At 70.4% G+C, this 25,044-nt stretch carries 22 protein-coding genes; 8 read left to right on the top strand and 14 right to left on the bottom strand.

Annotated features, from left to right (window positions below):
- Window positions 1-58 precede the first annotated feature (58 nt).
- The 3 genes from ABG085_RS01835 (at window position 59) to radA (ending at window position 4,111) form a co-directional block, all read left to right on the top strand.
- A complete protein-coding gene (locus ABG085_RS01835; protein WP_347979260.1) occupies window positions 59-1,429 on the top strand; it encodes an MFS transporter in 1,371 nt (456 codons plus the stop codon).
- 152 nt (window positions 1,430-1,581) lie between these two features.
- On the top strand, window positions 1,582-2,535 hold the full coding sequence (locus tag ABG085_RS01830) for an L-lactate dehydrogenase (protein ID WP_347977743.1): 954 nt from the start codon (window positions 1,582-1,584) through the stop codon (window positions 2,533-2,535).
- Between the two features lie 205 nt (window positions 2,536-2,740).
- Window positions 2,741-4,111 carry a DNA repair protein RadA gene (gene radA / locus ABG085_RS01825; RefSeq protein ID WP_347977742.1) on the top strand — a complete coding sequence of 457 codons (1,371 nt, stop codon included), beginning with the start codon at window positions 2,741-2,743 and terminating at the stop codon, window positions 4,109-4,111.
- Between the two features lie 306 nt (window positions 4,112-4,417).
- On the opposite strand, the gene ABG085_RS01820 is transcribed toward radA, so the two are convergent.
- The 6 genes from ABG085_RS01820 to ABG085_RS01795 form a co-directional block, all read right to left on the bottom strand.
- Window positions 4,418-4,828: a dehydrogenase gene (locus ABG085_RS01820; protein WP_347977741.1), complete on the bottom strand. Its 411-nt coding sequence runs from the start codon at window positions 4,826-4,828 to the stop codon at window positions 4,418-4,420.
- Between the two features lie 52 nt (window positions 4,829-4,880).
- Window positions 4,881-5,597: a GntR family transcriptional regulator gene (locus ABG085_RS01815; RefSeq protein ID WP_347977740.1), complete on the bottom strand. Its 717-nt coding sequence runs from the start codon at window positions 5,595-5,597 to the stop codon at window positions 4,881-4,883.
- 127 nt (window positions 5,598-5,724) lie between these two features.
- Window positions 5,725-6,498, bottom strand: a complete 774-nt coding sequence (locus tag ABG085_RS01810) for a 3-oxoacyl-ACP reductase (protein WP_347977739.1) — start codon at window positions 6,496-6,498, stop codon at window positions 5,725-5,727.
- A gap of 123 nt (window positions 6,499-6,621) precedes the next feature.
- Window positions 6,622-7,983, bottom strand: coding sequence for an aldehyde dehydrogenase family protein (locus ABG085_RS01805; protein WP_347977738.1), 1,362 nt, complete (start codon window positions 7,981-7,983; stop codon window positions 6,622-6,624).
- On the bottom strand, window positions 7,980-8,717 hold the full coding sequence (locus ABG085_RS01800) for a gamma-glutamyl-gamma-aminobutyrate hydrolase family protein (protein WP_347979259.1): 738 nt from the start codon (window positions 8,715-8,717) through the stop codon (window positions 7,980-7,982). The genes ABG085_RS01805 and ABG085_RS01800 overlap by 4 nt, the downstream gene beginning before the upstream one ends.
- 103 nt (window positions 8,718-8,820) lie before the next feature.
- Entirely contained in the window at window positions 8,821-10,176 is a 1,356-nt protein-coding gene (locus tag ABG085_RS01795) for a glutamine synthetase family protein (protein WP_347977737.1), read from the bottom strand.
- A 199-nt stretch (window positions 10,177-10,375) separates the two neighbouring features.
- Between ABG085_RS01795 and ABG085_RS01790 the strand changes: the two genes are divergently transcribed.
- The gene (locus tag ABG085_RS01790) at window positions 10,376-11,959 is read left to right on the top strand and encodes an amino acid permease (RefSeq protein ID WP_347977736.1); all 1,584 of its coding nucleotides are present in this window, start codon (window positions 10,376-10,378) and stop codon (window positions 11,957-11,959) included.
- A gap of 99 nt (window positions 11,960-12,058) precedes the next feature.
- Here ABG085_RS01790 and ABG085_RS01785 read toward each other — a convergent pair whose 3' ends face one another.
- The 3 genes from ABG085_RS01785 to ABG085_RS01775 all read right to left on the bottom strand — a co-directional run bounded on the left by ABG085_RS01785 (window position 12,059) and on the right by ABG085_RS01775 (window position 16,124).
- The gene (locus ABG085_RS01785) at window positions 12,059-12,763 is read right to left on the bottom strand and encodes a hypothetical protein (protein WP_347977735.1); all 705 of its coding nucleotides are present in this window, start codon (window positions 12,761-12,763) and stop codon (window positions 12,059-12,061) included.
- Between the two features lie 73 nt (window positions 12,764-12,836).
- The gene (locus tag ABG085_RS01780; RefSeq protein ID WP_347977734.1) at window positions 12,837-13,340 is read right to left on the bottom strand and encodes an amino-acid N-acetyltransferase; all 504 of its coding nucleotides are present in this window, start codon (window positions 13,338-13,340) and stop codon (window positions 12,837-12,839) included.
- A gap of 258 nt (window positions 13,341-13,598) precedes the next feature.
- On the bottom strand, window positions 13,599-16,124 hold the full coding sequence (locus ABG085_RS01775) for an ATP-dependent Clp protease ATP-binding subunit (RefSeq protein ID WP_347979258.1): 2,526 nt from the start codon (window positions 16,122-16,124) through the stop codon (window positions 13,599-13,601).
- A gap of 244 nt (window positions 16,125-16,368) precedes the next feature.
- Here ABG085_RS01775 and ABG085_RS01770 point away from each other — a divergent pair, with 244 nt between their 5' ends.
- Genes ABG085_RS01770 through ABG085_RS01760 form a run of 3 tightly spaced genes read left to right on the top strand, consistent with a single transcriptional unit; the run spans window position 16,369 to window position 17,830 of the window.
- Complete coding sequence (locus ABG085_RS01770; protein WP_347977733.1) at window positions 16,369-16,995, top strand: hypothetical protein; 627 nt, start codon at window positions 16,369-16,371, stop codon at window positions 16,993-16,995.
- On the top strand, window positions 16,995-17,603 hold the full coding sequence (locus ABG085_RS01765; RefSeq protein ID WP_347977732.1) for a hypothetical protein: 609 nt from the start codon (window positions 16,995-16,997) through the stop codon (window positions 17,601-17,603). The genes ABG085_RS01770 and ABG085_RS01765 overlap by 1 nt, the downstream gene beginning before the upstream one ends.
- The gene (locus ABG085_RS01760) at window positions 17,600-17,830 is read left to right on the top strand and encodes a helix-turn-helix transcriptional regulator (RefSeq protein WP_347977731.1); all 231 of its coding nucleotides are present in this window, start codon (window positions 17,600-17,602) and stop codon (window positions 17,828-17,830) included. Before ABG085_RS01765 ends, ABG085_RS01760 begins: the two co-directional genes overlap by 4 nt.
- A gap of 44 nt (window positions 17,831-17,874) precedes the next feature.
- Here the strand turns inward: ABG085_RS01760 and ABG085_RS01755 are convergent, their stop codons facing one another.
- From ABG085_RS01755 to ABG085_RS01740, 4 genes are all read right to left on the bottom strand, one after another.
- Complete coding sequence (locus ABG085_RS01755) at window positions 17,875-18,606, bottom strand: hypothetical protein (protein ID WP_347977730.1); 732 nt, start codon at window positions 18,604-18,606, stop codon at window positions 17,875-17,877.
- A 156-nt stretch (window positions 18,607-18,762) separates the two neighbouring features.
- The gene (locus ABG085_RS01750) at window positions 18,763-19,770 is read right to left on the bottom strand and encodes a MauE/DoxX family redox-associated membrane protein (protein WP_347977729.1); all 1,008 of its coding nucleotides are present in this window, start codon (window positions 19,768-19,770) and stop codon (window positions 18,763-18,765) included.
- 49 nt (window positions 19,771-19,819) lie between these two features.
- Window positions 19,820-21,031: a glycosyltransferase family 4 protein gene (locus tag ABG085_RS01745; RefSeq protein WP_347977728.1), complete on the bottom strand. Its 1,212-nt coding sequence runs from the start codon at window positions 21,029-21,031 to the stop codon at window positions 19,820-19,822.
- Window positions 21,032-21,035: 4 nt separating this feature from the next.
- The gene (locus ABG085_RS01740; RefSeq protein ID WP_347977727.1) at window positions 21,036-21,722 is read right to left on the bottom strand and encodes a hypothetical protein; all 687 of its coding nucleotides are present in this window, start codon (window positions 21,720-21,722) and stop codon (window positions 21,036-21,038) included.
- 75 nt (window positions 21,723-21,797) lie between these two features.
- On the opposite strand from ABG085_RS01740, the gene ABG085_RS01735 reads away from it, so the two are divergent.
- Window positions 21,798-23,825, top strand: a complete 2,028-nt coding sequence (locus tag ABG085_RS01735) for a glycosyltransferase (protein ID WP_347977726.1) — start codon at window positions 21,798-21,800, stop codon at window positions 23,823-23,825.
- Here the strand turns inward: ABG085_RS01735 and ABG085_RS01730 are convergent.
- Window positions 23,818-24,999, bottom strand: coding sequence for a hypothetical protein (locus ABG085_RS01730; RefSeq protein ID WP_347977725.1), 1,182 nt, complete (start codon window positions 24,997-24,999; stop codon window positions 23,818-23,820). The two genes, ABG085_RS01735 and ABG085_RS01730, sit on opposite strands and share 8 nt — an antisense overlap.
- Window positions 25,000-25,044: the final 45 nt, after the last annotated feature.

Genomic DNA, 25,044 nt, shown 5'->3' with positions numbered 1-25,044 from the left:
GCGTGGGCTGGTGACCGATCATCAGCCCGCCCCCGGCACGTCAGCGCCGGTGAGCAGAATGTCCACCATCCAGCGGTCGGTGCTGTGGATCGCGGTGCTCGGCTCCTTCGTGGCCTTCCTCGACGGCACGATCATCAACGTCGCCCTCCCCTCGATCAGCGACGAGCTCGGCGGCGGGCTCACGACGCAGCAGTGGGTCGTCGACGCCTACCTCATCACGCTCGGCGCGCTCATCCTCGTTGCCGGCTCGGTCAGCGACGCCTACGGACGCGTGCTCGTGCTGCGCATCGGACTCATCGGCTTCGGCATCGCCTCGATCGCGATCGCCGCCGCGCCCACGGCCGAGTTCCTCATCGTGGCCCGCGCGGTGCAGGGCGCCGCAGGCGCGTTCCTCGTCCCCAGTTCGCTGGCGCTCATCACGTCGAACTTCAGCGGCCCAGTGCAGAGCCGGGCCATCGGCATCTGGACCGCGATGACGACATCCGCGATGATCGTCGGACCGCTCGTCGGCGGTGTGCTCGTCGACCTGGCGTCGTGGCGGCTCGCGTTCCTCATCAACGTCGTGCCCATCGGCGTGACCCTCGTGCTCCTGGCCCGCGGCGGCTTCCGCGACACCCGGCATCCTGGCGCATCGATCGACTGGATCGGCGCAGCGCTGTGCACCCTCGGCCTCGGCGGCATGGTCTACGCCCTCATCGAGCAGCCCAACCTCGGGTGGGGCTCCCCCGTGATCTGGCTGACGCTCGTGCTCGGCGCCGGCATGTTCACGGCGTTCATCCTCCGTCAGCGGACGGTCCGCAACCCGATCCTGCCGCTCGACCTCTTCCGCGTGCGCAACTTCTGGACGGGCAACGTCGCGACCGCCTTCATCTACGGAGCACTCGCGCTCAACGGGCTCGTCGTCGTGGTCTACCTGCAGGAGGGCGCAGGGCTTCCCGCAACTCTCGCGGGCCTCGCGAGCCTCCCCATGACGATCCTCATGATCCTGTTCAGCTCCCGCGTCGGGGCGCTCAGCGGCACGTGGGGTCCGCGCTTCTTCATGACCGTCGGCCCGATCACGATGGGCGCCGGCGCTCTGCTGCTCCTCACGACCACCACCGAGTTCTCGTACTGGTGGCAGGTGCTCCCGAGCATGATCGTGATGGGAGCCGGCCTCGCCCTCACCGTGGCGCCCCTGACGTCGGCGATCCTCGGTGCGATCGAGCCGGAGCGCTCGGGCATCGCATCGGCGGTCAACAACGCCGTCTCGCGGGTCGCCGGGCTCATCGCGGTCGCCCTGCTCGCCACCATCGTCGGCGGCAGCCTCGACCTCGAGGGCTTCCACCGCGCCGCCGTCGTCACCGCGGCGCTGATGATCGCCGGCGGCGTCACGTCGTTCCTCGGCATCCGCAATCCGGATCGCGCGACCGCCGCGACACCCGCACCCTGACGGACGACGGATGCTGCTGCCCTGCCTCTCTCCGCACGCCGGGGTGTTCTCAGGCACAGCCGGGCGACCAGGGTGGCCGCGGCATCCGCTCGCCCGCCTTTCTTCCGGCGCCATGCTGGCCGCGCCGTGCCGCCCCCTGCAAGACTGAGCCCATGGCCGTCATCGAGAACTCGAAAGTCACCATCGTCGGAGCGGGCAGCGTCGGCTCGAGCGCCGCGTACGCCGCGCTGATCCGCGGGTCCGCCCGCCACGTGGCGCTGTACGACATCGCGACCGCCAAGGTCGAGGCCGAGGTGCTCGATCTCGCGCACGGCACGCAGTTCACCGGCACGAGCGACATCATCGGCGGCAGCGACCTGTCGGTGGTCGAAGGCTCGCACGTCGTCGTCATCACCGCCGGCGCCAAGCAGAATCCCGGCCAGACGCGCATCGAGCTGGCCGGCGTCAACGCCGGGATCATGAAGAAGATGATGCCGCAGCTGCTCAGTGTCGCTCCGGACGCCATCTATGTCATCGTGACGAACCCCTGCGACGTGCTGACCGTGCTCGCGCAGGAAGACACCGAGCTGCCTTACGAGCGCATCTTCGCGTCGGGGACCGTGCTCGACACCAGCCGCCTGCGCTGGAAGCTCGCCGAGCGCGCCGGGGTGTCGACGTCCAGCGTGCACGCCTACATCGTCGGCGAGCACGGCGACACGGAGTTTCCGCTGTGGTCGAAGGCCACGATCGGCACGGTCCCGATCCTCGAGTGGGTGACGCCCCACGGTGATCGGCTGACGGTCGAGGAGCTCGATCAGATCGCCATCGACGTGCGGGACGCCGCCTACAAGGTGATCCAGGGCAAGGGGGCGACGAACTACGCGATCGGCCTGTCGAGCGCCCGCATCATCGAGGCGATCCTCAACGACGAGCGTGCCGTCATGCCCGTGTCGACGGTGCTGCGCGAATTCCACGGCGTCGACGGCGTGGCGCTGTCCGTCCCGTCCGTCGTGAGCGCCGCCGGCGCGGTGCCCATCCGTGAGACCCGGTTCGCGCCGAACGAGCTCGAGCTGTTCCACGCCTCGGCCGACGCGCTGAAGCAGGTCGCCGACTCGCTGCGCGGCTGATGCCGGCCGGGAAGCCTCCGCCCGGTGTTCTGGCGGAGGCGAGCCCGCCCCGACGATCTTCCAGCAGCTCGCCGCCGCGCTGGGCTGACTTCACCGCGAGCGGATGCCGCTGGTGTGAGCTCCGTCTCGGCTCATGTGCGCGGAGGTCGCGGCGCCCACGGCTCGCCGCGCGGGCTGTGTCGCACGCCCGGCCTACGCTGGCCACATGCCCGCTGCCAGACGCCCGACGCAGACCGCGCCCTACCGGTGCACCGAGTGCGGCTGGACCACCCTCAAGTGGGTCGGGCGCTGCGGCGAGTGCCAGCAGTGGGGAACGGTGGTCGAGGCCGCGGAGCAGACCGGCATCCTGCGTTCGATCACGCCGGTCTCCCCCGGCGCGGGGCGGGCGGCGCAGCCGATCACCCGCATCGACACGTCCGATGCACCTCGACGCACGAGCGGCGTCGGCGAGTTCGACCGGGTTCTCGGCGGAGGGCTCGTGCCGGGCGCCGCGATCCTGCTCTCGGGCGAACCCGGCGTCGGAAAGTCCACGCTGCTGCTCGAAGTGGCGGCCCGCTCCGCCAAGGCGGGGCGTCGGGTGCTGTACGCGAGCGCCGAGGAGTCGACGGCACAGGTGCGGCTGCGGGCCGAGCGCACCGGGGCCCTGCATGACGAGCTGTATCTCGCGAGCGAGACCGATCTGGCGACGATCCTCGGCCACGTCGACGAGGTGGCGCCCGACCTGCTCATCGTCGACTCGGTGCAGACGGTGTCGTCGGCGCTCTCCGAGGGCATGGCGGGGCATCCGTCACAGGTGCGCGAGGTCGCGGCGACGCTCATCCGCGTCGCGAAGGACCGCGGGCTGCCGACCATCATCGTCGGCCACGTCACGAAGGACGGCTCCATCGCCGGGCCGCGCATCCTGGAGCACCTGGTGGACGTGGTGTGCCAGTTCGAGGGCGACCGGCAGACCTCCCTGCGATTCGTCCGCGCCCTCAAGAACCGCTTCGGCCCGACCGACGAGGTCGGATGCTTCGACATGACCGGCGCCGGGATCGCCGAGGTGCCCGATCCGAGCGCCCTCTTCCTGGGGCACGGCAGCACCGAACCGGGCACCTGCGTGTCGATCGCGCTCGAGGGGCGCCGCGCGCTCCCGGTCGAGGTGCAGGCGCTCACGATCGACAGCAAGTCGGGCAACCCGCGGCGCATCGTGAACGGTGTCGATGCCGCCCGCGTGGCGACCGTGCTGGCGGTGCTCGAGAAGCGGATGAAGATCAAGACCTCGGATCAAGACGTGTACGTCTCGACGGTCGGCGGGGTGAGATTCGCCGAACCGGCGGCCGACCTCGCCATCGCGCTCGCCGTGGCCAGCGCGGTCGAGGGATGGACGATTCCCCGTCACATCGCTGCGGTCGGCGAACTGAGCCTGGCCGGCGAGGTGCGGCCCGTCACCCAGGCGACGCAGCGGCGCAGCGAAGGCGCGCGTCTCGGGTATCGAGACGTCATCGACCACCGCTCGGGGTCGCTGGGCGGCGCCGTCAGCGACGTGCGAGCCCGGTCCAAGGGCCGGCCAGGGGAAGACATCCCCGAGTTCTGAGGTTCGGCCGGTCCGCTCAGCGACCCCGAGTCCGGCGTCGACGCGAAGGGTCGACGTACCCGAGGGCGATGGGGATCACCAGTCCGGCCGCGCACACGATTCCGACGAGCAGGAATTCCACCCGGCGAGTCTGCCCCGTCTTCCCCGGCGATGCAAACGCTCGCACGGAGAGTCCGACTTCTGTCGCGCGGACGCCTACCCGACGCACCGGGGGTTTGGGGCGCAGAATTGTCGTTCGGGGCGCACCGGACGCGCCCCGGATGGGCACGACGCGCCCCACACCGGTGAAGCTCGGCGCGGGATGCGTCAGGCGTCGAGGGCGGCGATGAGGTCGGTGGGGGATGCCTGCAGCGGGTGCGGGCCGGCGATATCGAAGAAGACCGTGGTGATCTCGTCCTCGTGCGCCCCGAGGAAGGCGCGCAGCCACGCCGGCGACTGCAGCGCGACGCCGGGGGGCAGCGACGCCGGCTTGTGGGCGGCGTCGCTGAACAGCAGCAGCGCGATGTCGCCCGTCTTGGGATCGCGGTAGGTCCACACCTCACCGACATCGAGCGGGTTGTCGCGATCGCCGGCGCGCATCAGCGGCGCGATCGTCGGACCATGACGCAGCGCAAAGGCGACCGCCGCCATGTCCTGTGTCTGCAGCGCGTCGGCGAGCTGCGTGTTGCGGAACTCCAGCGGTTCCTTCGGCTTGTTCGCGCGCTTCTTGCCTGCCACCCGTCCAGCGTAATCGCCCGGCGACGGGGCGATGCGGCGAGCGGTCGCCTGGTCAGGCAAGGAACCCGCGCAGCAGCGCCTCCGAGCCGGCGAGGTGTTCGAGGATCGCCGCTTCGGCGGCATCCGGTCGTCCCGCGAGGATGGCCGACACGATGCGCTCGTGCTGCGCGTTGGAGTGCTCGATGTTGCGCGGCAGCAGCGGGAAGGTGTCGAGCCACTCGTTGACGCGCGCCCGGTTCTCGGCGGCGAGCGCGACGAGCGACGGGATGCCGGCGAGCTCGGCGATCGACAGGTGCAGCAGCGTGTCGAGGCGGCGATAGTCGGACGTGGATGCCTCGGCGACGACCTCGTACCGCGCCCAGAGCTCGTCGCGCGCTGCGGCGTCGAGGCTGCGGGCCGCGGCCGCTCGGGCGGCGCCCGCCTCGAGCACGCGGCGGAGTCCCAGCACGTCTTCGAGCTCGGCGGGCGTGACATCGCGGGGATGCGGGGGCTGCGGCAGGGGGTCGGCGACGAACGTGCCGCCGTAGCGGCCGCGCCGACGCACGAGGTAGCCGGTGTCGGCGAGCTCACGGATCGCCTCGCGCACGGTGTCGCGGCTCACGGCGTACAGCACGGCGAGCTCTCGCTCCGACGGCAGCGACTCCCCCGGCGCGACGACGCCGAGCCGGATCGTCTGCACCAGACGGGCGACGGTGTCTTCGAGCGCGTTGCCCTCGCGCACCGGCCGGTACACGGCCCTGCGCACCTCGTGCAGCGGCGCGTCGCTCATGGGAAAACCCCTTCGTCGAGCCGCGGTCGTTGAGCGAGGGGCCGCAGCGACCGAGACGAAACGCACCGGACTCTCTGCGCCCGTCCGGGCCGTTTCGACGCGCTTCGCTCGCTCAACGACCGACCTTTCACAGTGGGGTGACGTACGCGTTGGTGATGCCGCCGTCGACGACGAACGCCGTCGCAGTGATGAACGACGCGTCGTCCGAGGCGAGGAACGCGACGGCGGCGGCCAGTTCCTCGGGCTCGGCGAAGCGCCCCATCGGCACGTGGACGAGTCGGCGCTGCGCGCGCTCGGGGTCCTTCGCGAAGAGCTCCTGCAGCAGCGGGGTGTTCACGGGGCCCGGGCACAGCGCGTTCACGCGGATGCCCTGCCGCGCGAACTGCACGCCGAGCTCGCGCGTCATGGCGAGCACGCCGCCCTTCGACGCCGTGTACGAGATCTGCGAGGTCGCCGAGCCGAGCAGCGCCACGAACGACGCCGTGTTGATGATCGAGCCCCTGCCCGCCGGCACCATGTGCCGCAGCGCCGCCCGCGAGCAGAGGTACACGCTCTTGAGATTGACGTCCTGCACGCGGTCCCACGCCGGCAGCTCGGTGGTCTCGATCGAGTCGTCGTCGGCCGGAGAGATGCCGGCGTTGTTGAACGCGATGTCGATGCGGCCGAACTCCGCGGCGACGCCGTCGAAGACCGCGTTCACTTGGGCTTCGTCGGCGACATCCACCGCGCGGAACACCCCGTCGACCTCGTCGGCCGCGACCTCGCCGGTCGCCGGATCGAGGTCGGCGATCACGACGCGCGCGCCCTCCGCGGCGAAGCGACGCGCGGTGGCGAGGCCGATCCCGGATGCGCCGCCGGTGATGATCGCAACCCGGTCCTTCAGTCGCTGGGTCAGGTCCATGGGAGAGGGCTTCCTTTCTTGAGCATGTCCCGATCTCCACCGCTCGAGGGGCACTCGATCGATCGGTTCGGGGACATGAAGGCGTGAGATCGGGACACGCAGGGGGTGACGGGTGGCATGGGGCTAGGCATCCGTCGCGAAGAAGACGTTCTTGGTCTCGGTGAAGTGCTCTGCCGCGTCGGGGCCGAGCTCGCGCCCGAGTCCCGACGCCTTCATGCCGCCGAACGGCGTCCAGTACCGCACCGACGAGTGCGAGTTGACCGACAGCACGCCGCTCTTCACGCCACGCGAGACCCGCACGGCTCTGCCCAGGTTCTCGGTCCAGATCGAGCCGGCGAGCCCGTACGCCGTGTCGTTCGCGAGAGCGATCGCGTCGGCCTCGTCGTCGAACGGCAGCACCGCGACGACCGGTCCGAACACCTCTTCCCGCGCGATGCGGTCGGCGCGGTCGGCGAGCACCACCGTCGGCGCGAACCAGAAGCCGTCTCCCTCGGGCGCCGAGCCGCGGAAGGCGACGTTCGCGCCGTCGAGGAATCCCGCGACGGTCGAGCGATGGGATGCCGAGATCAGCGGCCCCATGTCGGTGCCCTCGTCTGCGGGGTCGCCGACGCGCCACGCCTGCACGGCCGGCTCGAGCAGCTCGAGGAACCGGTCGTACACCGAGCGCTCGACCAGGATGCGGCTGCGCGCGCAGCAGTCCTGCCCGGCGTTGTCGAACACGGCGCCCGGTGCGGCGGCGGCCGCCTTCTCGAGGTCGGCGTCGGCGAAGACGATGTTGGCGCTCTTGCCGCCGAGCTCGAGCGTGACGGGCTTGAGCTCGCGCGCGCACCCGGCCGCGACATCCGTGCCGACAGACGTCGAGCCGGTGAAGACCACCTTGCGCACGTCCGGATGCGACACGAACCGCTGCCCGACGACGGAGCCCGACCCGGTGACCACGGCGAACAGTCCCTCGGGAAGCCCCGCCTCGAGCGCCAGTTCGCCGAGCCGGATCGCGGTCAGCGGTGTCAGCTCGGCCGGTTTGAGCACGACGGCGTTGCCCGCGGCGAGCGCCGGCGCGAACCCCCACGATGCGATCGTCATCGGGAAGTTCCACGGCACGATGATGCCCACGACGCCGTACGGCTCGTGGAACGTGACATCGAGCCCGCCCGCCACCGGAATCTGCTCACCGCTGAGGCGCTCCGGCGCGCCGGCGTAGAAGTTCAGCACCTGGGCGACGTGCGACGCCTCCCACCGGGCCGACCCGATCGGGTGCCCCGAGTTGCGCACCTCGAGCTGGGCGAGCTCCTCGACGTGCGCCTCGACGACGCGGGCGAACGCGCGCAGCGCGTCGGCACGGGCCACCGGCGGCAGCGACGCCCACGCACGCTGAGCGATCACCGCCCGCGCGATCGCGGCATCCGTCTGCGCCACGTCGGCACGCGCGATCTCGCGGATCGGCTGTGCGGTCGCGGGGTTGATGAGGGTGAAGGTCGACGTCATGCCGGCACTCCGTTCGACGGTTCGTGCGAGACGCGACGGAACGCGGATGCCTCGGCCACGAGGCCGGCGAACAGCCGCCGGTCCTCGCGATTCTCCTCGGGGTGCCACTGCACGCCGAGGACGTACCCCTCGCCTTCGGACTCGAACGCCTGCACGAGACCGTCGTCGGTGTGCGCGGTGGCGACGAGCCCCTCGCCCAGCCGGTCGATGCCCTGGTGGTGGTAGCTGTGCACGTCGAGCTCACCCGGGCCGACGAGGTCCGCGAGCCGCGACCCCTCGTCGACGACGACCTCGTTCGTCGCGAACACGCCCCCGCCGACGCGGAACCGCTCGGTGCCGAGCGCGTCCGGCAGGTGCTGGTGCAGGGTACCGCCGCGCGCGACGTTGACGAGCTGGAGCCCGCGGCAGATCGCGAGCACCGGCATGCGCCGCTCCTCGGCTCCCCGGAACAGCGCGAGCTCCCACGCGTCGCGATCGGGACGCGCCGGGTCGGTGAGCGGATGCCGCTGCGCACCGTACAGCGACGGGTCGACGTCGAGTCCCCCGGTGAGGATCAGCCCGTCGAGCCCGTCCAGCACCGCGGCAGCGGCGGCCTCCGGCTCGGGCTGCGGCGGCAGCAGCACGGCGATGCCGCCCGATGCGGTGACGCAGTCGAAGTACTGCTGCGGCAGGAAGGCGGCGCGGACGTCCCAGACCCCCTGCTTCGCCTGCTCGAGGTAGGTCGTCAGGCCGATGACCGGCCGGCGCCCTTCGACAGGCTCAGGGACCGCGCTCCAGCTGGCCCCGGAACTCCCGGTCGCTGAGCCCGCACTCCCGGTCGCTGAGCCTGTCGAAGCGTCAGAGCCGTTCGAAACCACGGACCCTCTCCCAATCGGTCACGGCCGCGTCGTAGGCCTCGACCTCGATGCGTGCCTGATTCAGGTAGTGCTCGACCATGTCGTCGCCGAACGCCGTTCGGGCGATGGCCGACTCGTCGAAGAGTTGCGCGGCCTCGCGCAGGGTGGTCGGCAGGTGATCCACGCCGGACGTGTACGCGTTGCCCTCGAGCCGGTCGGGCAGCGGCAGCTCGTGCTCGATGCCGTGCAGGCCGCCCGCGATGATCGCCGCGATGCCCAGATACGGGTTGACGTCGCCGCCGGGCACCCGATTCTCGACCCGGAGCGATGGGCCCCGGCCGATGACCCGCAGTGCGCACGTGCGGTTGTCGATGCCCCACGCGATTCCCGTCGGCGCGAACGAGCCCTTCGCGAACCGCTTGTACGAATTGATGTTGGGTGCGAACAGCAGCGTGAACTCGCGGAGCGTGGCGAGGACGCCGGCGATCCAATGCTCCATGAGGGGGCTGAAGCCGTGCTCGCCGTCGCCCGCCATCACGGGCTCGCCGGACGCCGACCGCACCGACAGATGGATGTGGCAGCTGTTCCCCTCGCGCTCGTTGAACTTCGCCATGAACGTCAGCGCCTTGCCGTGGTGTTCGGCGATCGCCTTCGCGCCGTTCTTGTAGATCGCGTGCTGGTCGGCGGTCTCGAGCACCTCGGCGTAGCGGAACGCGATCTCCTGCTGACCGAGGTTGCACTCACCCTTGACGCCCTCGGTGTAGAGGCCCGCCCCGTCCATCGACAGACGGATGTCGCGCAGCAGCGGTTCGAGACGGCCGGAGGCGAGGAGGTCGTAGTCGACGTTGTAGTCGGTCGAGGGTCTGAGATCCCGGTAGCCCTTGGCCCAGGCATCCCGGTACGTGTCGTCGAAGACGATGAACTCGAGCTCCGTGCCCGAGAACGCGACGAGGCCCCGGTCGGCGAGACGGGCGCGCTGGCGGTTGAGGATGTCGCGGGGCGACTGCACGACGGGCGCGCCGTTCTCCCACGTGAGGTCGGCCATGACCAGCGCGGAACCGGGGAGCCAGGGGATGCGGCGGAGCGTGGCCACGTCGGGCCGCAGCATCATGTCGCCGTAGCCCGTCTCCCAGCTCGACATCGCGTAGCCGTCCACGGTGTTCATGTCGACGTCGACCGAGAGCAGGTAGTTGCACGCTTCGGCGCCGTGCGGCAGCACCTCCTCCTGGAAGAGCCGTGCCGAGACGCGCTTGCCGACCAGACGCCCCTGCGCGTCGGCGAAGGCGACGACCACGGTGTCGATGTCACCCGCGGCGATCCCGGCGTTCAACTGCTCGACGGTGAGGTTGCCCGGCATCCGCTCTCCTCCTCTGACGACGCGACCGTCGACGTGCGACGAACTCGTGAGCGCGGTCCCCCCGAACCGCGCTCACCCGCACACTCTAACGAAAATCCACTTCAAAGGTAGACACAGCCCACCAATAAGCACCACAATCGGCGAAAAGCGCATCCGCGCGACCCGAGCGCACCTCCCTTCGCAAATCCCTGGAGGACCGATGTCCCAAGCGAGCAGTGCACCCAAGCCGGCGTCCCCGGCATCCACACCCGATCGTTCTTCGAAGGTCGCAGGAGCGACCTATACGCAGGCCGGTCAGGACTACTTCCAGAAGCGCACCCTGAAGCGCTCCGCCGGCGTCTGGGGCCTCTGGGGCCTCGCCGTCGCCGCCGTCATCTCCGGCGACTTCTCGGGATGGAACTTCGGCATCGATGCCGCCGGCTTCGGCGGCATGCTCATCGCCTTCGCCATCCTCGTCGTCATGTACTACGGCATGATCTTCTCGATCGGAGAGATGGCGGCCGCCATGCCGCACACCGGCGGCGCGTATTCGTTCGCGCGATCCGCGATGGGGCCGTGGGGCGGCCTGGTGACCGGAGCGGCCGAGACCATCGAGTACGTCGCAACGACGGCGGTGATCGTGTTCTTCTCGGCCTCGTACGCCAACGCCATCACGTCGGAGCTGCTGGGGATCTCGCTGGACGCGTGGGTGTGGTGGGTGATCCTCTACGCCGTGTTCATCGCGCTCAACGCCGCAGGTGCGAACATCTCGTTCAAGTTCGCGATCGTCGTCTCGATCATCTCCATCGGCATCCTCGTGGTCTTCTCCGTCATGGCCCTCTTCTCGTCGGCGCTCGACTGGAGCTCGCTCTGGAACATCGCCCCCGACCCGGGCTGGAACGAGTTCCTGCCTCACGGCGTGCTGCCGATCCTGTTCGCCCTGCCGTTCGCCATGTGGTTCTTCCTCGGAATCGAGGAGCTTCCCTTGGCCGCCGAGGAGTCCCACAACCCCGTGCGCGACATCCCGCGCGCCGGCTTCTGGGCCCGCGGCACGCTGATCGTCACGGGTCTGCTGGTGCTCTTCCTCAACACCGCCGTCATCGGCGCCGAGGCGGCCGGCGTCTCCGCGGAGCCCCTGCTCGACGGCTTCCGAGCGATCGTCGGCGACCAGCTCGCCGCGGTGCTCGCGCTGTTCGCGCTGATCGGGCTGTTGGCATCACTGCAGGGCATCATGTTCGCCTACGGCCGCAACATGTACTCGCTGTCGCGCGCCGGCTACTACCCGAAGTTCCTCTCGCTCACGGGCAAGCAGCAGACGCCGTGGGTCGCTCTGCTCGTCGGCGCCCTCATCGGCTTCGTCGCGCTGGTCGTGCTCGACGTGCTGGCAAGGCTCGACCCCGACAACGCCGGTGCGGTCGCCGGCGCGATCGTGCTGAACATCGCGGTGTGGGGCGCGGTGCTGGCCTACCTCATGCAGATGATCGCGTTCGTCATCCTCCGCAGGAAGTACCCGAATGCGAGGCGCCCGTACCGGAGCCCGTGGGGCGTCGCGGGCGCCATCATCGCCGCCGTGATCGCGGCGCTCATCTTCCTCGGGTTCCTGCTCAACGCCGCGTTCCAGCCGGCGATCGTCGCGATCGCCATCGTGTACGTCGTGATCCTCGTCGGCTTCGCGGTCTACTTCCGTCACCGCCTGGTGCTCTCCCCGGAGGAGGAGTACGCCCTCTCGGGCGGCACGCACGGCGACCCTCAGGAGGAGGGGTATGACGCGATGGAGACCGAGGTCTTCGGCGGCAAGTCCTAGGGGTTCGGCCAGACCCTCAGGTTGGGGAAGGCGAGCGGGGCGGTCTGGGGGCCGCCCCGCTTCGTCGTGTTGCGAGGGCGAATCGGACAGCGGGGTTCGTCAGTAGAGCAGGAACTGCTTGGGCTCCGTGGAGCCGATGCCGCCGATCTCGACCGAGAGGTGGTACGAGGAGCCGCCGCCCGGGGCGAGGGGGCGGTTGCCGTCCGCGCAGGTGCCGACGGCCGAGCGCGTGCGGTCCCACGTGAGGGGTGCGGCGCTCGACACGGTCTGGCCCGCGGCGATCATCACGATCATGTCGCTCGGTTCGCTCTGGCAGTCGGTCGACCGCCACCAGACGTCGTCGCCGCTGGTCACGGTGAACGACTGGGCAGTGGTTCCCACGTTGAGGGTGCAGTCGGCGCCGTTGTTGGTGAGCGTGATCGAGAACTCCGGCTTCTGATCGCCCGCGTAGGTGTCGGCGCTGGTCACCGCCTCGACGCTGATCTCGCTGGCGACGCACGGCAGTGCCGTCGGCGTGGCGCCCGGTGTGGGCGTCGCACCCTCGACCACCGCGCCCTCGACGACCCCGGTGTCGGTTCCCCCCGACGTCGCCTGCGACGACGGCACCGGCAGGGAATCGGCGGTGTCCTGCTGCTGCGAGGGCTCTGTCTCATCGGACGTGTCCGTCGCGGCGACGGCCCACGGCTGCGCGATGAGGAGCCAGACGACGCCGGCGATCACCAGCAGGGCGAGCAGCAGCAGCGCCAGACGCCGACGACGATAGACCGCCGGGGAGTGGCGACGTCGCGGAGTGGTGCCGGTCATGCTCACAGGTTAACCGCGGCGCCTGTGATCGCCGTTCGGCGCGCCCCGCTTGCCGCGATCCTGAGGGCCGGAGTCAGAGGCGCTTCATCATGCGGGTGTTGCCGAGGGTGTTGGGCTTCACGTGCGCCAGGTCGAGGAACTCCGCGATGCCCTCGTCGGGCGAGCGGATGAGCTGGGAGTAGACGTCGGGGTCGACCACCTGCTCGCCGATGGGCGCGAAGCCGCGTCGGGTGAAGAAGTCCACCTCGAAGGTGAGGCAGAACAGGCGCGACAGTCCCAGCGTGCGCGCGTTCGTCTCGAGCGCCTCGACGATCGCGCGCCCCACGCCGTGATGCAGCCAGCCGTCGGCCACGATGAGCGTGCGGATCTCGCCGAGGTCCTCCCACATCACGTGCAGCGCCCCGCAGCCGATCAGCTCGCCCGCGGCATCCTCGGCGACCAGGAACTGCTGCGTCGCCTCGTACAGGACGACGAGATCCTTGCCGAGCAGGATGCGCCGCTGCACGAACGGCTCGAGCAGCGCCTGGATGCGGCGAACATCGCGCGTGCGCGCGGGCCTGACGGTGAACTCTGCCACCCGTCCAGCGTAGATGCCCGCCCTCGGTCGTTGAGCGAGGGAGCGCCAGCGACCGAGACGAAACGTCGCGAGCCGCGTGCGGGGCGTTTCGTCTCGCTCGTTCCTCGCTCGCTCAACGACCGGGGCGGCGGAGCGCGCCGCAACGACCCGAGCCTGAAACGACGGAGAGCGGATGCCGCGGCACAGGGCCGCGGCATCCGCTCTTCGTGTGCTTCGACGGGCTCGGCAACCGCTGCCGGTCCCTGAGTTGTCGAAGGGTTACGCGTTGGCAGCGAGGTCCGGGGTGGCGGTGATCTCGCCGTTGTGGACGACGCCCACCGCGACCTTCTCGCCGCGCGGGCCGTGCTCGAAGGAGAACTCGCCGTTCTCGACGTCGACCTTCACGTGGTCGCCCGGGTCGAGCTCGCCGTGCAGGATCTTCTCCGACAGGCGGTCCTCGACCTCACGCTGCATGGCGCGACGCAGCGGACGGGCGCCGAGCGCGGGGTCGAAGCCGATCTCGATCAGCTTGTCCTTCGCGGCATCCGACAGCTCGATGGTCATGTCGCGGTCGAGCAGGCGCTCGCCGAGGCGCTTGGTGAACAGCCCCACGATCTGGCGCAGCTCGTCCTTGTCGAGCTGCGGGAAGACGATGATGTCGTCCACGCGGTTGAGGAACTCGGGCTTGAAGTTGCGCTTGAGCTCCTCGTTGACCTTGCCCTTCATCCGCTCGTAGGTCGTACCGCTGTTGCCCTCGACCTGGAAGCCGACCGGACCCCCGGCGATCGCCGACGAACCGAGGTTCGTCGTCATGATGATCACCGTGTTCTTGAAGTCGATCATGCGACCCTGACCGTCGGTCAGGCGACCCTCTTCGAGGATCTGCAGGAGTGAGTTGAAGATGTCGGGGTGGGCCTTCTCGATCTCGTCGAAGAGCACGACCGAGAACGGCTTGCGGCGCACCTTCTCGGTGAGCTGCCCGCCCTCTTCGAAGCCGACGAACCCGGGAGGGGCACCGAACAGGCGCGAGACCGTGTGCTTCTCGCCGAACTCCGACATGTCGAGGGCGATCAGCGCGGCCTCGTCGTCGAAGAGGAACTCGGCGAGCGCCTTGGCGAGCTCGGTCTTTCCGACGCCTGTGGGCCCGGCGAAGATGAACGAGCCCGACGGGCGCTTCGGGTCCTTGAGGCCCGCGCGCTGGCGGCGGATGGTCTTCGACAGGGCGGCGATCGCCTCTTCCTGGCCGATGACGCGCTGGTGCAGCGCCTTCTCCATGAAGACGAGTCGGCTCGACTCCTCCTCGGTCAGCTTGAAGACCGGGATGCCGGTGGCCTGGGCGAGGACTTCGGCGATCAGGCCTTCGTCGACGACCGCGTGGGTCGCGACGTCGCCGGAACGCCACTGCTTCTCGAGGCGCAGGCGCTCGGCGAGGAGGGACTTCTCCTCGTCGCGGAGGCCCGCGGCCTTCTCGAAGTCCTGGTCCTCGGAGGCGCGCTCCTTGTCTTCACGGACCTTGGCGATCTTGTCGTCGAACTCGCGCAGCTCGGGCGGGCTCGACAGGATCGACAGGCGCAGGCGTGCGCCGGCCTCGTCGATCAGGTCGATCGCCTTGTCGGGCAGGAAGCGGTCCGAGATGTAGCGGTCGGCGAGGTTCGCCGCCGCGACGATCGCACCGTCCGTGATCTGCACCTTGTGGTGCGCCTCGTAGCGGTCGCGCAGCCCCTTCAGGATGTTGATCGCGTGGGGCAGGCTCGGCTCGGCGACCTGGATCGGCTGGAAGCGGCGCTCGAGCGCGGCATCCTTCTCGAAGTGCTTGCGGTACTCGTCCAGCGTGGTCGCACCGATGGTCTGGAGCTCGCCACGGGCGAGGAGCGGCTTGAGGATCGACGCGGCGTCGATCGCACCCTCGGCGGCGCCCGCACCCACGAGGGTGTGGATCTCGTCGATGAAGACGATGATGTCGCCGCGCGTGCGGATCTCCTTGGTGACCTTCTTCAGGCGCTCCTCGAAGTCACCGCGGTAGCGGGAACCGGCGATGAGCGAGCCGAGGTCGAGCGAGTAGAGCTGCTTGTCCTTCAGCGTCTCGGGCACGTCGCCCTTGACGATCGCCTGAGCGAGGCCCTCGACGACCGCCGTCTTTCCGACGCCGGGCTCGCCGATGAGCACAGGGTTGTTCTTGGAGCGGCGCGACAGGATCTGCATGACGCGCTCGATCTCCTTCTCGCGCCCGATCACCGGGTCGAGCTTGTTGTCGCGCGCCGCCTGCGTGAGGTTGCGGCCGAACTGATCGAGCACCTGCGAACCTCCCTGGGTGGTGCCCTGAGTCTGCTCGCCCGCGCCGCTGGCGACGCCGGCGGGCTCCTTGCCCTGGTAGCCCGACAGCAGCTGGATGACCTGCTGGCGGACCTTGTTGAGGTCGGCGCCGAGCTTCACCAGAACCTGGGCGGCGACACCCTCGCCCTCGCGGATGAGGCCGAGGAGGATGTGCTCGGTGCCGATGTAGTTGTGACCGAGCTGCAGCGCTTCGCGCAGCGAAAGCTCGAGCACCTTCTTGGCGCGCGGCGTGAAGGGGATGTGGCCGGTCGGCTGCTGCTGACCCTGGCCGATGATGTCCTGCACCTGCTCGCGCACGGCGTCGAGCGAGATGCCGAGGCTCTCGAGGGCCTTGGCGGCGACGCCCTCACCCTCGTGGATGAGACCGAGCAGGATGTGCTCGGTGCCGATGTAGTTGTGGTTCAGCATCTTCGCCTCTTCTTGGGCGAGGACGACGACACGACGGGCACGGTCCGTGAATCTCTCGAACATCATTCACTCCTCCTGGGCGATGCGGGTCTGCTGAGCCCACTGCGCCTTACATCGAGGGTAACCAGAGGGTGGATGCCGCATACCCGTGTTCGCCGTGGGCATAGCGCGCCGCATTTGCGTCGGTGAGCGGGCGCGGAATGCGTGGGAAGGGACACCACGGGATCGACGGATGCCTTGACCGGCGGCATCCGATGGGCATATCGTTCTTCGATAACAACGTTTATCGATACGAAAGGAGCTCCCCATGACTTCGACTTCACGTCTGCACGTGTCCCGGGGCGAGGGGTTCGCCCTGGGGCTCATCGCGACCGGTGCGATCAGCGTCGCCGTGGCGGCTCTGGTGGCCGTCGTCCGCGGCGGCGTCGAGATCTTCGGCAGCGCACCGACGGTCCGGATGCTGGTGACCGGGGGTGAGGTGCCCGATCTCGCCGGCGTTCCGGAGATCTCGGCGGCGGCCTTCGCGTCGGCCGACGTGACGTTCACGGGGCTTCCCGCTGCCGTCGGCTGGATGCTCTGGCTGGAGTTGGCGCTGCCGGCACTGGCGACGATCGGCGTCTGCATCGTCGCCTGGTGGCTGGGCGTCTCCCTCATGCGGGCACGCCCCTTCCGCCGCGCGATGTCGACCGCGATCGGCGTGGTCGCCGTCCTCGTCGTCGTCGGCGGAGTGCTCGGTCAGGTGCTCGGCGCTTTCGGCCGGGCGTTCCTCGTGGACGATCTGGCCGTGACGTCGCCGCAGGTCGTCGACGTCTTCGGGACCTTCGTCATGGAGCTCGATCTCGCGCCTGTCGGATGGGGTTTCGCGCTGGCGCTCGTCGCCGGGGCATTCGCGATCGGCGCGCGCCTGCAGCGCGAGACCGAAGGACTGGTCTGATGCCCGAGACGACGACCAAGGAGCGCAACGACATCCTCTCCACCCTCGTGGTCGCCGGCGTGGTCGCGGTGATCGTCGTGGTCACCTCGGTGTTCCGGTGGCTCGAGACGTTCACCGGCGGGGGCGTCTCGGTCGGCGTGCCGTTCGCCGGCGTGCCGGCCGACTTCGCACCGGCGGAAGGCTTGCCGGTGACGACGGTGCGCGTGACAGAAGGCGACGTGATGGCCACGGGTGTCAACGTGGTCTCTACGGTGTCGCTCGGCGCATCGATCATCGTGAGCGCGGTCGCGTGGCTCGTGGTGATCGCGCTCTTCGGGACGCTGGCGCTGCGGTTCCTCAGGGGACGATTCTTCGACCCGGCCAATCCGCGCCTGCTCGACGCCGCGGGCTGGACGATGTTCGGCGGGGCGCTGGCCGTCTACTTCCTCGACACGTTCGGACGCAACGGCGTCCTCGCCGCCGCAGGCCTCGGCGAATTCCTGCCGAATTCCTGGGCGATCACCGCGTCGTTCATCCCGATCTGGATCGCCGCGGTGGTGCTCGGCCTCATCGCGCTCGCGTTCCGCCGAGGCATCCGCCTGCAGCGCGACACGGACGGGCTCGTATGAGTCCCGCCGAGGACGAGGGCCCGTCGGGGGTGCACTGCCGGCTCGACGAGCTCCTGGCCGAGCGCGGCATGACCCTCACCCGCCTGTCGGAGCTCGTCGGCGTCTCGGTCGTGAACCTCTCCATCCTGAAGAACGACCGCGCGCGTGCCATCCGCTACTCGACGCTGTCGGCGATCTGCCGGGCCCTCGACTGCGAGATCGGGGACCTGTTGGTACGTGCGGATTGAGCGGTTCCGGATGCCGCGGGCCGCGGCATCCGGAATCTCACGTGTCAGTTGGGGTAGATGGGGATGCGGACGTTGTCGAACTCGGCGCCGGTGAGGATCGCGAACGTCTCCTCGTCCTCGTCCTCGAGACCGTCGACCTGGACGAGGATGCCGCGCGGCGCCATGTCCATCGTGCAGACCTGGTTGGCGGACGGCGTCACGAAGGTCACGGTGACCTCGATCTCGCTCGTCGCCTCGGTGTTCTCGATCACGGGAGCGCACGTGGACGAGCCCCACGACAGGATCACGAACTGGCCGTCGACGTCGGTCCAGCCGGCGCTCGGCAGGTAGTCGGTTTCACCGCCGACGGCGAGACCGGGAACGCCGTCCAGGTCGGTGTCGCCGTGCCAGCCGTCGCCGGTCACCTCGATCTCGACGCCATCCGCGGGGTCGACGCCCTCGGGGGTTCCGACGAGAGAGACCCGCGGGACAAGGTCGCGTGTGCAGGCGGTGTCGCCCTCGGCGTCGACGAGGGAGACCGTCATCACGCCGTTCGCGTAGGTGGCCTCCTCGGCGGTGGGCACGCACGTGGAGCTGCCCTGCGTGACGATGCCGACCATACGGCCACCGTCGAGCCAGGCCGCACCGACCTCCTGCTCGTCGCCGTCGTCACCCTCGGCGGTGGCGGATGCCGAGGGCGACGCGCCGGAGCCGGCGGGAGTGGCACAGGCGGCGAACAGGGCGGTGGCGATGAACAGCGAGCCGATGCCCGCGGCGAGCCGGGTGTGCAGGTTCATATGCGAGGGCCTTTCTGAGCCTGGATGCCGCAGATGCCGGCACCCTCACCCACAGAGTGTCACGGTCGGGGCGATCGTCACAGAACCGCGACCGAAGAAGCTGATCTGATGATGCGGATTCCGTCGTCCTCGAGCCGGCGAACCCGGATGAGGCGCTCAGGCCGGGCGGTGTCCGTTCAGGCTCTCGTAGATGTCGTCGACGAAGTCGTCGATGTCGCCGACGCCGGTGACGGGACCGCCCGCGAGCATGCCGTCGATGCCGAAGAGGACGGCGGTGGGCACGGCCCAGTCCTTGATCGAACGGCTCACCAGACGATCCACGTCATGCAGGGACTGCGGCTCGGTGAGCTCCTTCAGGCGACCGTTGTCGTGCGCATGCGTGAACAGGAGGCGCACGTCGACCTCGGGGAGCAGTGTTCGCCACGCCCGCGCCTTGTCGATGACGACGCTGCAGGAGCCGCAGGTGCCCGAGACCGCCAGCATGAGGATCGGCTTCGAGCGGGTGAGCTCGCGCAGATTGACGCGCGTCCCGTCCGCGAGCACGACAGGGACCGCCGGCGTGCGCGTGCGGACGTAGTCCAGCTCGCCGTCGCCGGGTGCCGCGATGTCCGGCGCCGACTCGACGACCGGCGCCGCAGCAGCGGTCGGGCGCTCGTCGGGCCACAGCACAAGCGCCGCCGTCACTGCCGCCGCCGCCGCGCCGACGACCGGCATCCACCATCCCGAGACCGCGACGGCGAGCGCACCACCCAGCAGGGGAGCCATCCAGATGACCGCGGCCGCAGCCACAGCGAGGACCAGGAGCCAGACGTTGCGGATGACCGTGACGCGGGTGATCCGGCGCTTCGATCCGAAGCACGCACAGGACGCGTCGTCCGACTTGCCCTTCGCCCGGACGACGAGCCACAGATAGGCGGCCATCAGCGCCACTGCGACGAGCGCTGCGAGCAATCCGAGCCATCCGCCCAGCAGCAACAGCGCAGCGCCGAGCGCGATCTCGGCCCACGGATGCAGTCGGAGGAGCCATTGCTTGCGCAATGCCTTCGGTACCCCGAGCTCGGCCCACCCGACGAGATCGTCGGGCGTGCGCAGTTTCGCCACAGCACTGGCCACGAAGACCCCCGTGAGGATGAAGGGCAGGGTGACAGTGAGGGCGGCGATCACACGCTGATGCTACTCGCGCGGGATGCTGGCGGGGCCGAGCTCGCATCGATCAGTGACGGCGCAGGACGTCGGCGTAGAAGCGCCCGTGCGCGGCCGCCACCTCGGCGTCGGTGAGCAGCCCACGCGTCGTGGCGGCTGAGGTGGCGAGGCGCCGCCGGAGCGCCGGATCCGCCGCGAGCCGGCGCAAGGCGTCAGCGAGCGCCACCGTGTCACGCGGAGGGACTCGCAGACCGTTGACGCCGTCGTCCACCCACTCCACGGGCCCCCCTTCGTCGGCGACCACGACGGCGCGACCGGCCGCAAGGTACTGCAGCACGTTCTGCCCGAGCGGTTCCGGACGGGTGGAGTACTGCACCGCGACGTCCCAGCGCACGAGGAGGGTGCCGATGTCGTCCACATGGCCGAGCATGACCACGCGATCGGCGACCCCGAGCCGCTCTGCGAGTTCGCGCAGCTCATCCGCGTGTCGCTCATGCCCGAACGGCGCGGACCCGGCGATCTCGAGCACGGCGTCGTCGGCCGCCGCAGCCGCGAACGCTTCGATCAGCAGAGCCTGCCCCTTCCAAGGGTCGATGCGGGCGAGCATGCCTATCCGCAGCGGACCCGGCTCACGCGCCCCGGGATCCGCCGACACGGGGCATAATCCGGAGGCACTCGGGATGACGGCGGTCACGGCTTCGGATCGGAGGAACGGCATCGCCGTCTCCAAGGTCATCCTCGAGTTGGCCACGACGCCGTCCGCCCGTGGGAGCACCACGCGGCTCATGAGCGCATAGCCGGCGTTCCCGAGGGCGACGGCATCGACGGTGTCGCGCAGATGCACCACGAAGGGTTTACGAGAGCCGCGCGAAGCCAGCGCGCCGTAGGCCGCCGCCCGGGCGCTGTTCGCGTCGATCAGCCCCGCCTGCCGGTACTCGCGGTGCGTGCGGGTCGCAGCCGCCTGCACGAAGAGGCGCCATGCCGCCGCGATCGTCGCGCCCCGCCCCCCGGAGGAGACGCCGGCGGGCTGCCGGATGCCGGTTGTCCCGCGGGGCACCGTGCCGTCCAGCCGATCGAAGACGCCGCCGCCGGTGGGCGGAGTGAGGATGTAAGGGTTCCAGGGCGGCTCGACAGCCAGCATGCGCACGAGCGCGAGCTCCGCACCCCCGGCCGCCGCCGTGTGGTCCAGGTGGAGCACTCGGGTGGACGCGACCGAGTCGGTCACGTCGCCTCCGCCACGCGGGCCCGAGACGGCGGGCACGTGCACGTCGTCGATGCCCATCGCACTACACCGGGCGCCCGGTGGTGGGCGGGGCTGCGGCCGGCGACGCATCGTCGGACAGCGCGCCCGGTGGGAACGGCAGTCCGTCCCCGGTCTTCACGACGTCGAGGTAGCGTGCCACGTCGCCCCCCGGCATCCCGTAGAGCATCGTCGCCAGCCGCACGAGTGCGGGCACCTCCTGAACGACGAGCGCGGCATACGCCTCGTCGCCGCGCCCCTCGGGGTCGATGATGTCGTCGTCGCCGGGTGAGCGGTGATCGGCCATCCGGTCCACGGCGACGCGCAGGTCCTGCACGGTGGTGGCATCGACCGGATCAAGGGATGCCGCGATCCGCCCCGCCTCCCGGATCGTGAAGGTGCGTCGCACCGCCGAAGGCTGCCGCTGCAGCACGACTTCGCGCACGCGCCGCGATGCCGTCAGCACCAGGTCGGCGTCCCTGATGTGGGCGTCCGTGAGGCGCGTGGCGGCATGGGCCGAGCCGTCCGCACCCAGCGCGGCGGCGATCTGCTGCACCCGCTCGCCCATCGGAGTGCCGACGGGGGCGATCAGCCCGGCGCTCCGGGTGCGCACCTGCGCAGCGAGGGACGGGGGCAGATACCACGCCGCCCAGCGTCGCAGCAGTACTTCGGCCAAAGCCGAACGATGGAGGTTGCCCGCGCAGATCGCCAGCACGACGAAGTCGTCAGCCAATCACGCACCTCCCTATCCCTCTCCAGATCCATCCGGACATAGGGTTGCCTGGGCAAGCATACTAGGAGGCCTTCCGTGCGCGTCTTGCGGATCTCGCACAGCGCGGCCGTCGCCGACTGGCGCGGCCGGGAGCGGGGCCTGCGTGCCCGCGGCCTTCACATCGACCTCCTCAGCGCTCGCCGCTGGCATGCGGGCGGCGCCGAGACCGACCTGACGCTCGACGCGGGCGAGCAGGCGGTCGCCGTGGACACATGGGGGCGGCATCCTGCCCTCTTCGTCTACGACCCGCGCCCCCTCTGGCGGGTGCTGGGAGGCACCTACGACGTGATCGATGTGCACGAGGAGCCCTTCGCCCTCGCGACGGCGGAAGTGCTGCTGCTGCGCCGCCTGCGGCGCAATCGGGCGCCGGTGGTGCTCTACACGGCCCAGAATCTGCACAAGCGCTACCCGCCGCCTTTCCGCTGGTTCGAGCGGCATGCACTGCGCCGCGCGAGCGGCGTCTCGGCCTGCAACACCGAGGCCGCGCGCATCGCGGAGAACAAGGGGTTCCCGGGTCGCGCCCGGGTGATCCCCCTCGGCGTCGACCTCGGCAGGTACGCTCCGCAGCCCGAGGCGCCCGAGCACCGCGACACCATCGTCGTCGGGTTCCTCGGCCGACTCGTCGCCGAGAAGGGGCTGCAGACCCTCCTCGACGCCGCCGCGCTCGAGCCCCGACTGCGGCTCCGGATCGCGGGCGCCGGCCCTCTGGCCGCGGAGCTCCGCGCCGCAGCGGCGGCCCGCGGTCTGGCCGACCGCGTCGACCTCGTGGGCCCGATCGATCCCGACGCGGTGCCGGCGTTCTACACGACCCTCCACGTCCTCGCCGTGCCGTCCGTTCCCCGCCCGGGCTGGACGGAGCAGTTCGGCCGCGTCGCCGTCGAGGCCATGGCGTCGGGGATCCCGGTCGTCTCGAGCGACGCCGGCGCACTTCCCGATGTCGTCGGCGGTGCGGGCCTCGTGGTGCCCGCGGGTGACGCGGGCGCCCTGGCACGCGCTCTCGTGGAGGCGTCGACCACCCGCGCTCGCGAGCTTCGCGAGGCTGGGCTGGCGCGGGCGGCCGAGTGCTCCTGGGATGCCGTCGCCCACGCGTACTCGGACCTCTATCGCAGCGTCACCAGCCGCGATGAGCCTGCGCCGGCCGGGGAGGCCGCGGCCATGCCGCGTGCGGCCGTGGCCAGTGCCGACGGGGACGGGATGCGGCCCGCCGAGCGCCGACCGCTCGAGATCGTCGTGGTGGCGTTCGGCGCACCGGACCTGCTGCGCCGGGCCCTCGAGCCGGTGCGAGGGCTCCCGGTCACCGTCGTCGACAACTCGTCACTGCCCGAGATCGCCGCCCTGTGTGAGGCGCTGGGAGTGCGCTACCTCGACCCCGGCCGCAACGGCGGTTTCGCGGCCGGAGTGAACGTCGCCCTCCGGGATCGGCTCGTTCCCGGCGCCGATGTGCTGCTGCTGAATCCGGATGCCGTCATCTCGGCGGACGCCATCGCCGTGCTCCACGACGCGTTGGCCGCCGACCCAGGCCTCGCGTCGGTCGCACCCGTGCAGACCGACGACGGTGGGCGCCCCGCACGGGTGGCGTGGCCGTTCCCGAGCCCGGGGAACGCCTGGCTCGAGGCCGTCGGGCTCGGGCGTTGGCAGTGCGGGGCGCGCTACGTGATCGGCTCGGTGCTGCTGCTCCGCGCCGAGGCGCTGGATCAGGTCGGCGAGTTCGATGAGCGCTTCTTCCTCTACGCGGAGGAGACCGACTGGGCCTATCGGGCACACCTGCTCGGATGGCGCCATGCGGTGGTCGAGGAAGCACGCGCCCTGCACGAGGGCGCCGCGACCAGCACCGATCCCCGCCGCCGGGAGGCTCACTTCTTCGCCTCGCAGGAGCGGTTCTACCGCAAGCACTACGGCGCCGCAGGATGGCAGGCAGCCCGCGCCGCGGTGTGGCTCGGGGCGGCGGTGCGGTCGGTCCTGCTGCGGGGAGAGCGCGCGTCGGCGGCGAGGAGACGCGCCGCGACCTTCCGGGGCGGCCCCGTGCGCGCGGAGGCCGGACTCGACGCGACGCCTGTCAGCTGAGGAGCCGCCTCGCGAAGCCCGGACGTCGACGGACGCGCACGGCGGCCGCACGCAGCGGGCCGACGCGCCGTAGCGCGCCCCGCACGCGCTGGTGGCGCAGCAGCGCGACGATGTACTGGACCGCCTCGTCGTCGCCTGCCTCCTTGGCGAGAGGCAGCATCTCGCGCCAGTACCGCACGGCGCGCGTCGGCATCCGCACCCGCGACGGCGGCACGGTGACCGGCTCATCGAAGCAGGCGGGCTCCGTGACCCCGGCGATGTGCAGCGCCCAATACGTCCGCACGCACTTCTCGCAGCGCCCGCAGTTGCCCGACAGCCGCTCGCCCTGCCAGCACACCCGCAGCAGTGCCAGGAGCTCGGGTTCGGTCGCGACGATCCGCACCTTGGCGGTGCGGCTGAGCGCGGCCCCGTCGTGTCGGATCCGCATCGTTCCGGACGACAGGAGCGGATCGGTGACGGGATTGGAGCCCCACGGCAGCTCGATGCGGAAATACGGCGCGCTGCTGCCGATCAGCCCCACGCCGAACTCGGGCGCATGAAGCTGCAGCGCTGCCGCCAGCGCCAGGCCATGGACGAGTTCCCAGTCCTGGCCTAGGTCTCGGAGGTTGGTCGCTAGGCTGCGCAGCTCGAGCCCCATCTCGTCCCCCGCGCGGCCCGCTCGCTCGCGGGCGCCGTCGAACTCCGATGCGCGGTCCAGGGCGATGTCGAAGCCGTGCACCAGCAGCAGGGCGCCCAGGGACTCGGTGCGCCACCCCGCCAGGCCTCGTGCGTGGCGGATGACCGTGCACGTGGAGTCGAGGCCGCCCGAGAACGCGGCGATGGCGCGCGTGGAGCGGGAGGGTTCTCCCTCGACCACCTCGTCGACGGTGAAGGTGACCGGCGAGTACCGGTCGGGCAGCAGCGAGTGCATCGCGGCCTGCCACTCGTCGAGGTTGCTCAACAGGGTCCGGCTGACTGCTCCGTGCACGTGGACCGCGTCACCGCGCGCCATCCAGAGCAGCAGGGAGCCGAGCACGTACACGTCCGCCAGCCGGCCGTCGAGCGCCCGACCGTCGAGCTCGCGGAACCAGAGCGCCGAGCGCGAGCCGCGCCATTGCAGCTCCGCCGACCGCAACCCCCTGGTCGCCTGACTCTCGTCCGGATAGATGTGCCCCAGCAGCGTCTCATCCCCCATGCGATTCCCCTTCGAATCAGCCCGTTGCGAGACTACCGTCCACGC

The sequence above is a fragment of the Microbacterium sp. ProA8 genome (assembly GCF_039905635.1).
Taxonomy (GTDB): Bacteria; Actinomycetota; Actinomycetes; order Actinomycetales; family Microbacteriaceae; genus Microbacterium; species Microbacterium chionoecetis.
This window is presented reverse-complemented; position numbering and strand designations above follow the sequence as displayed.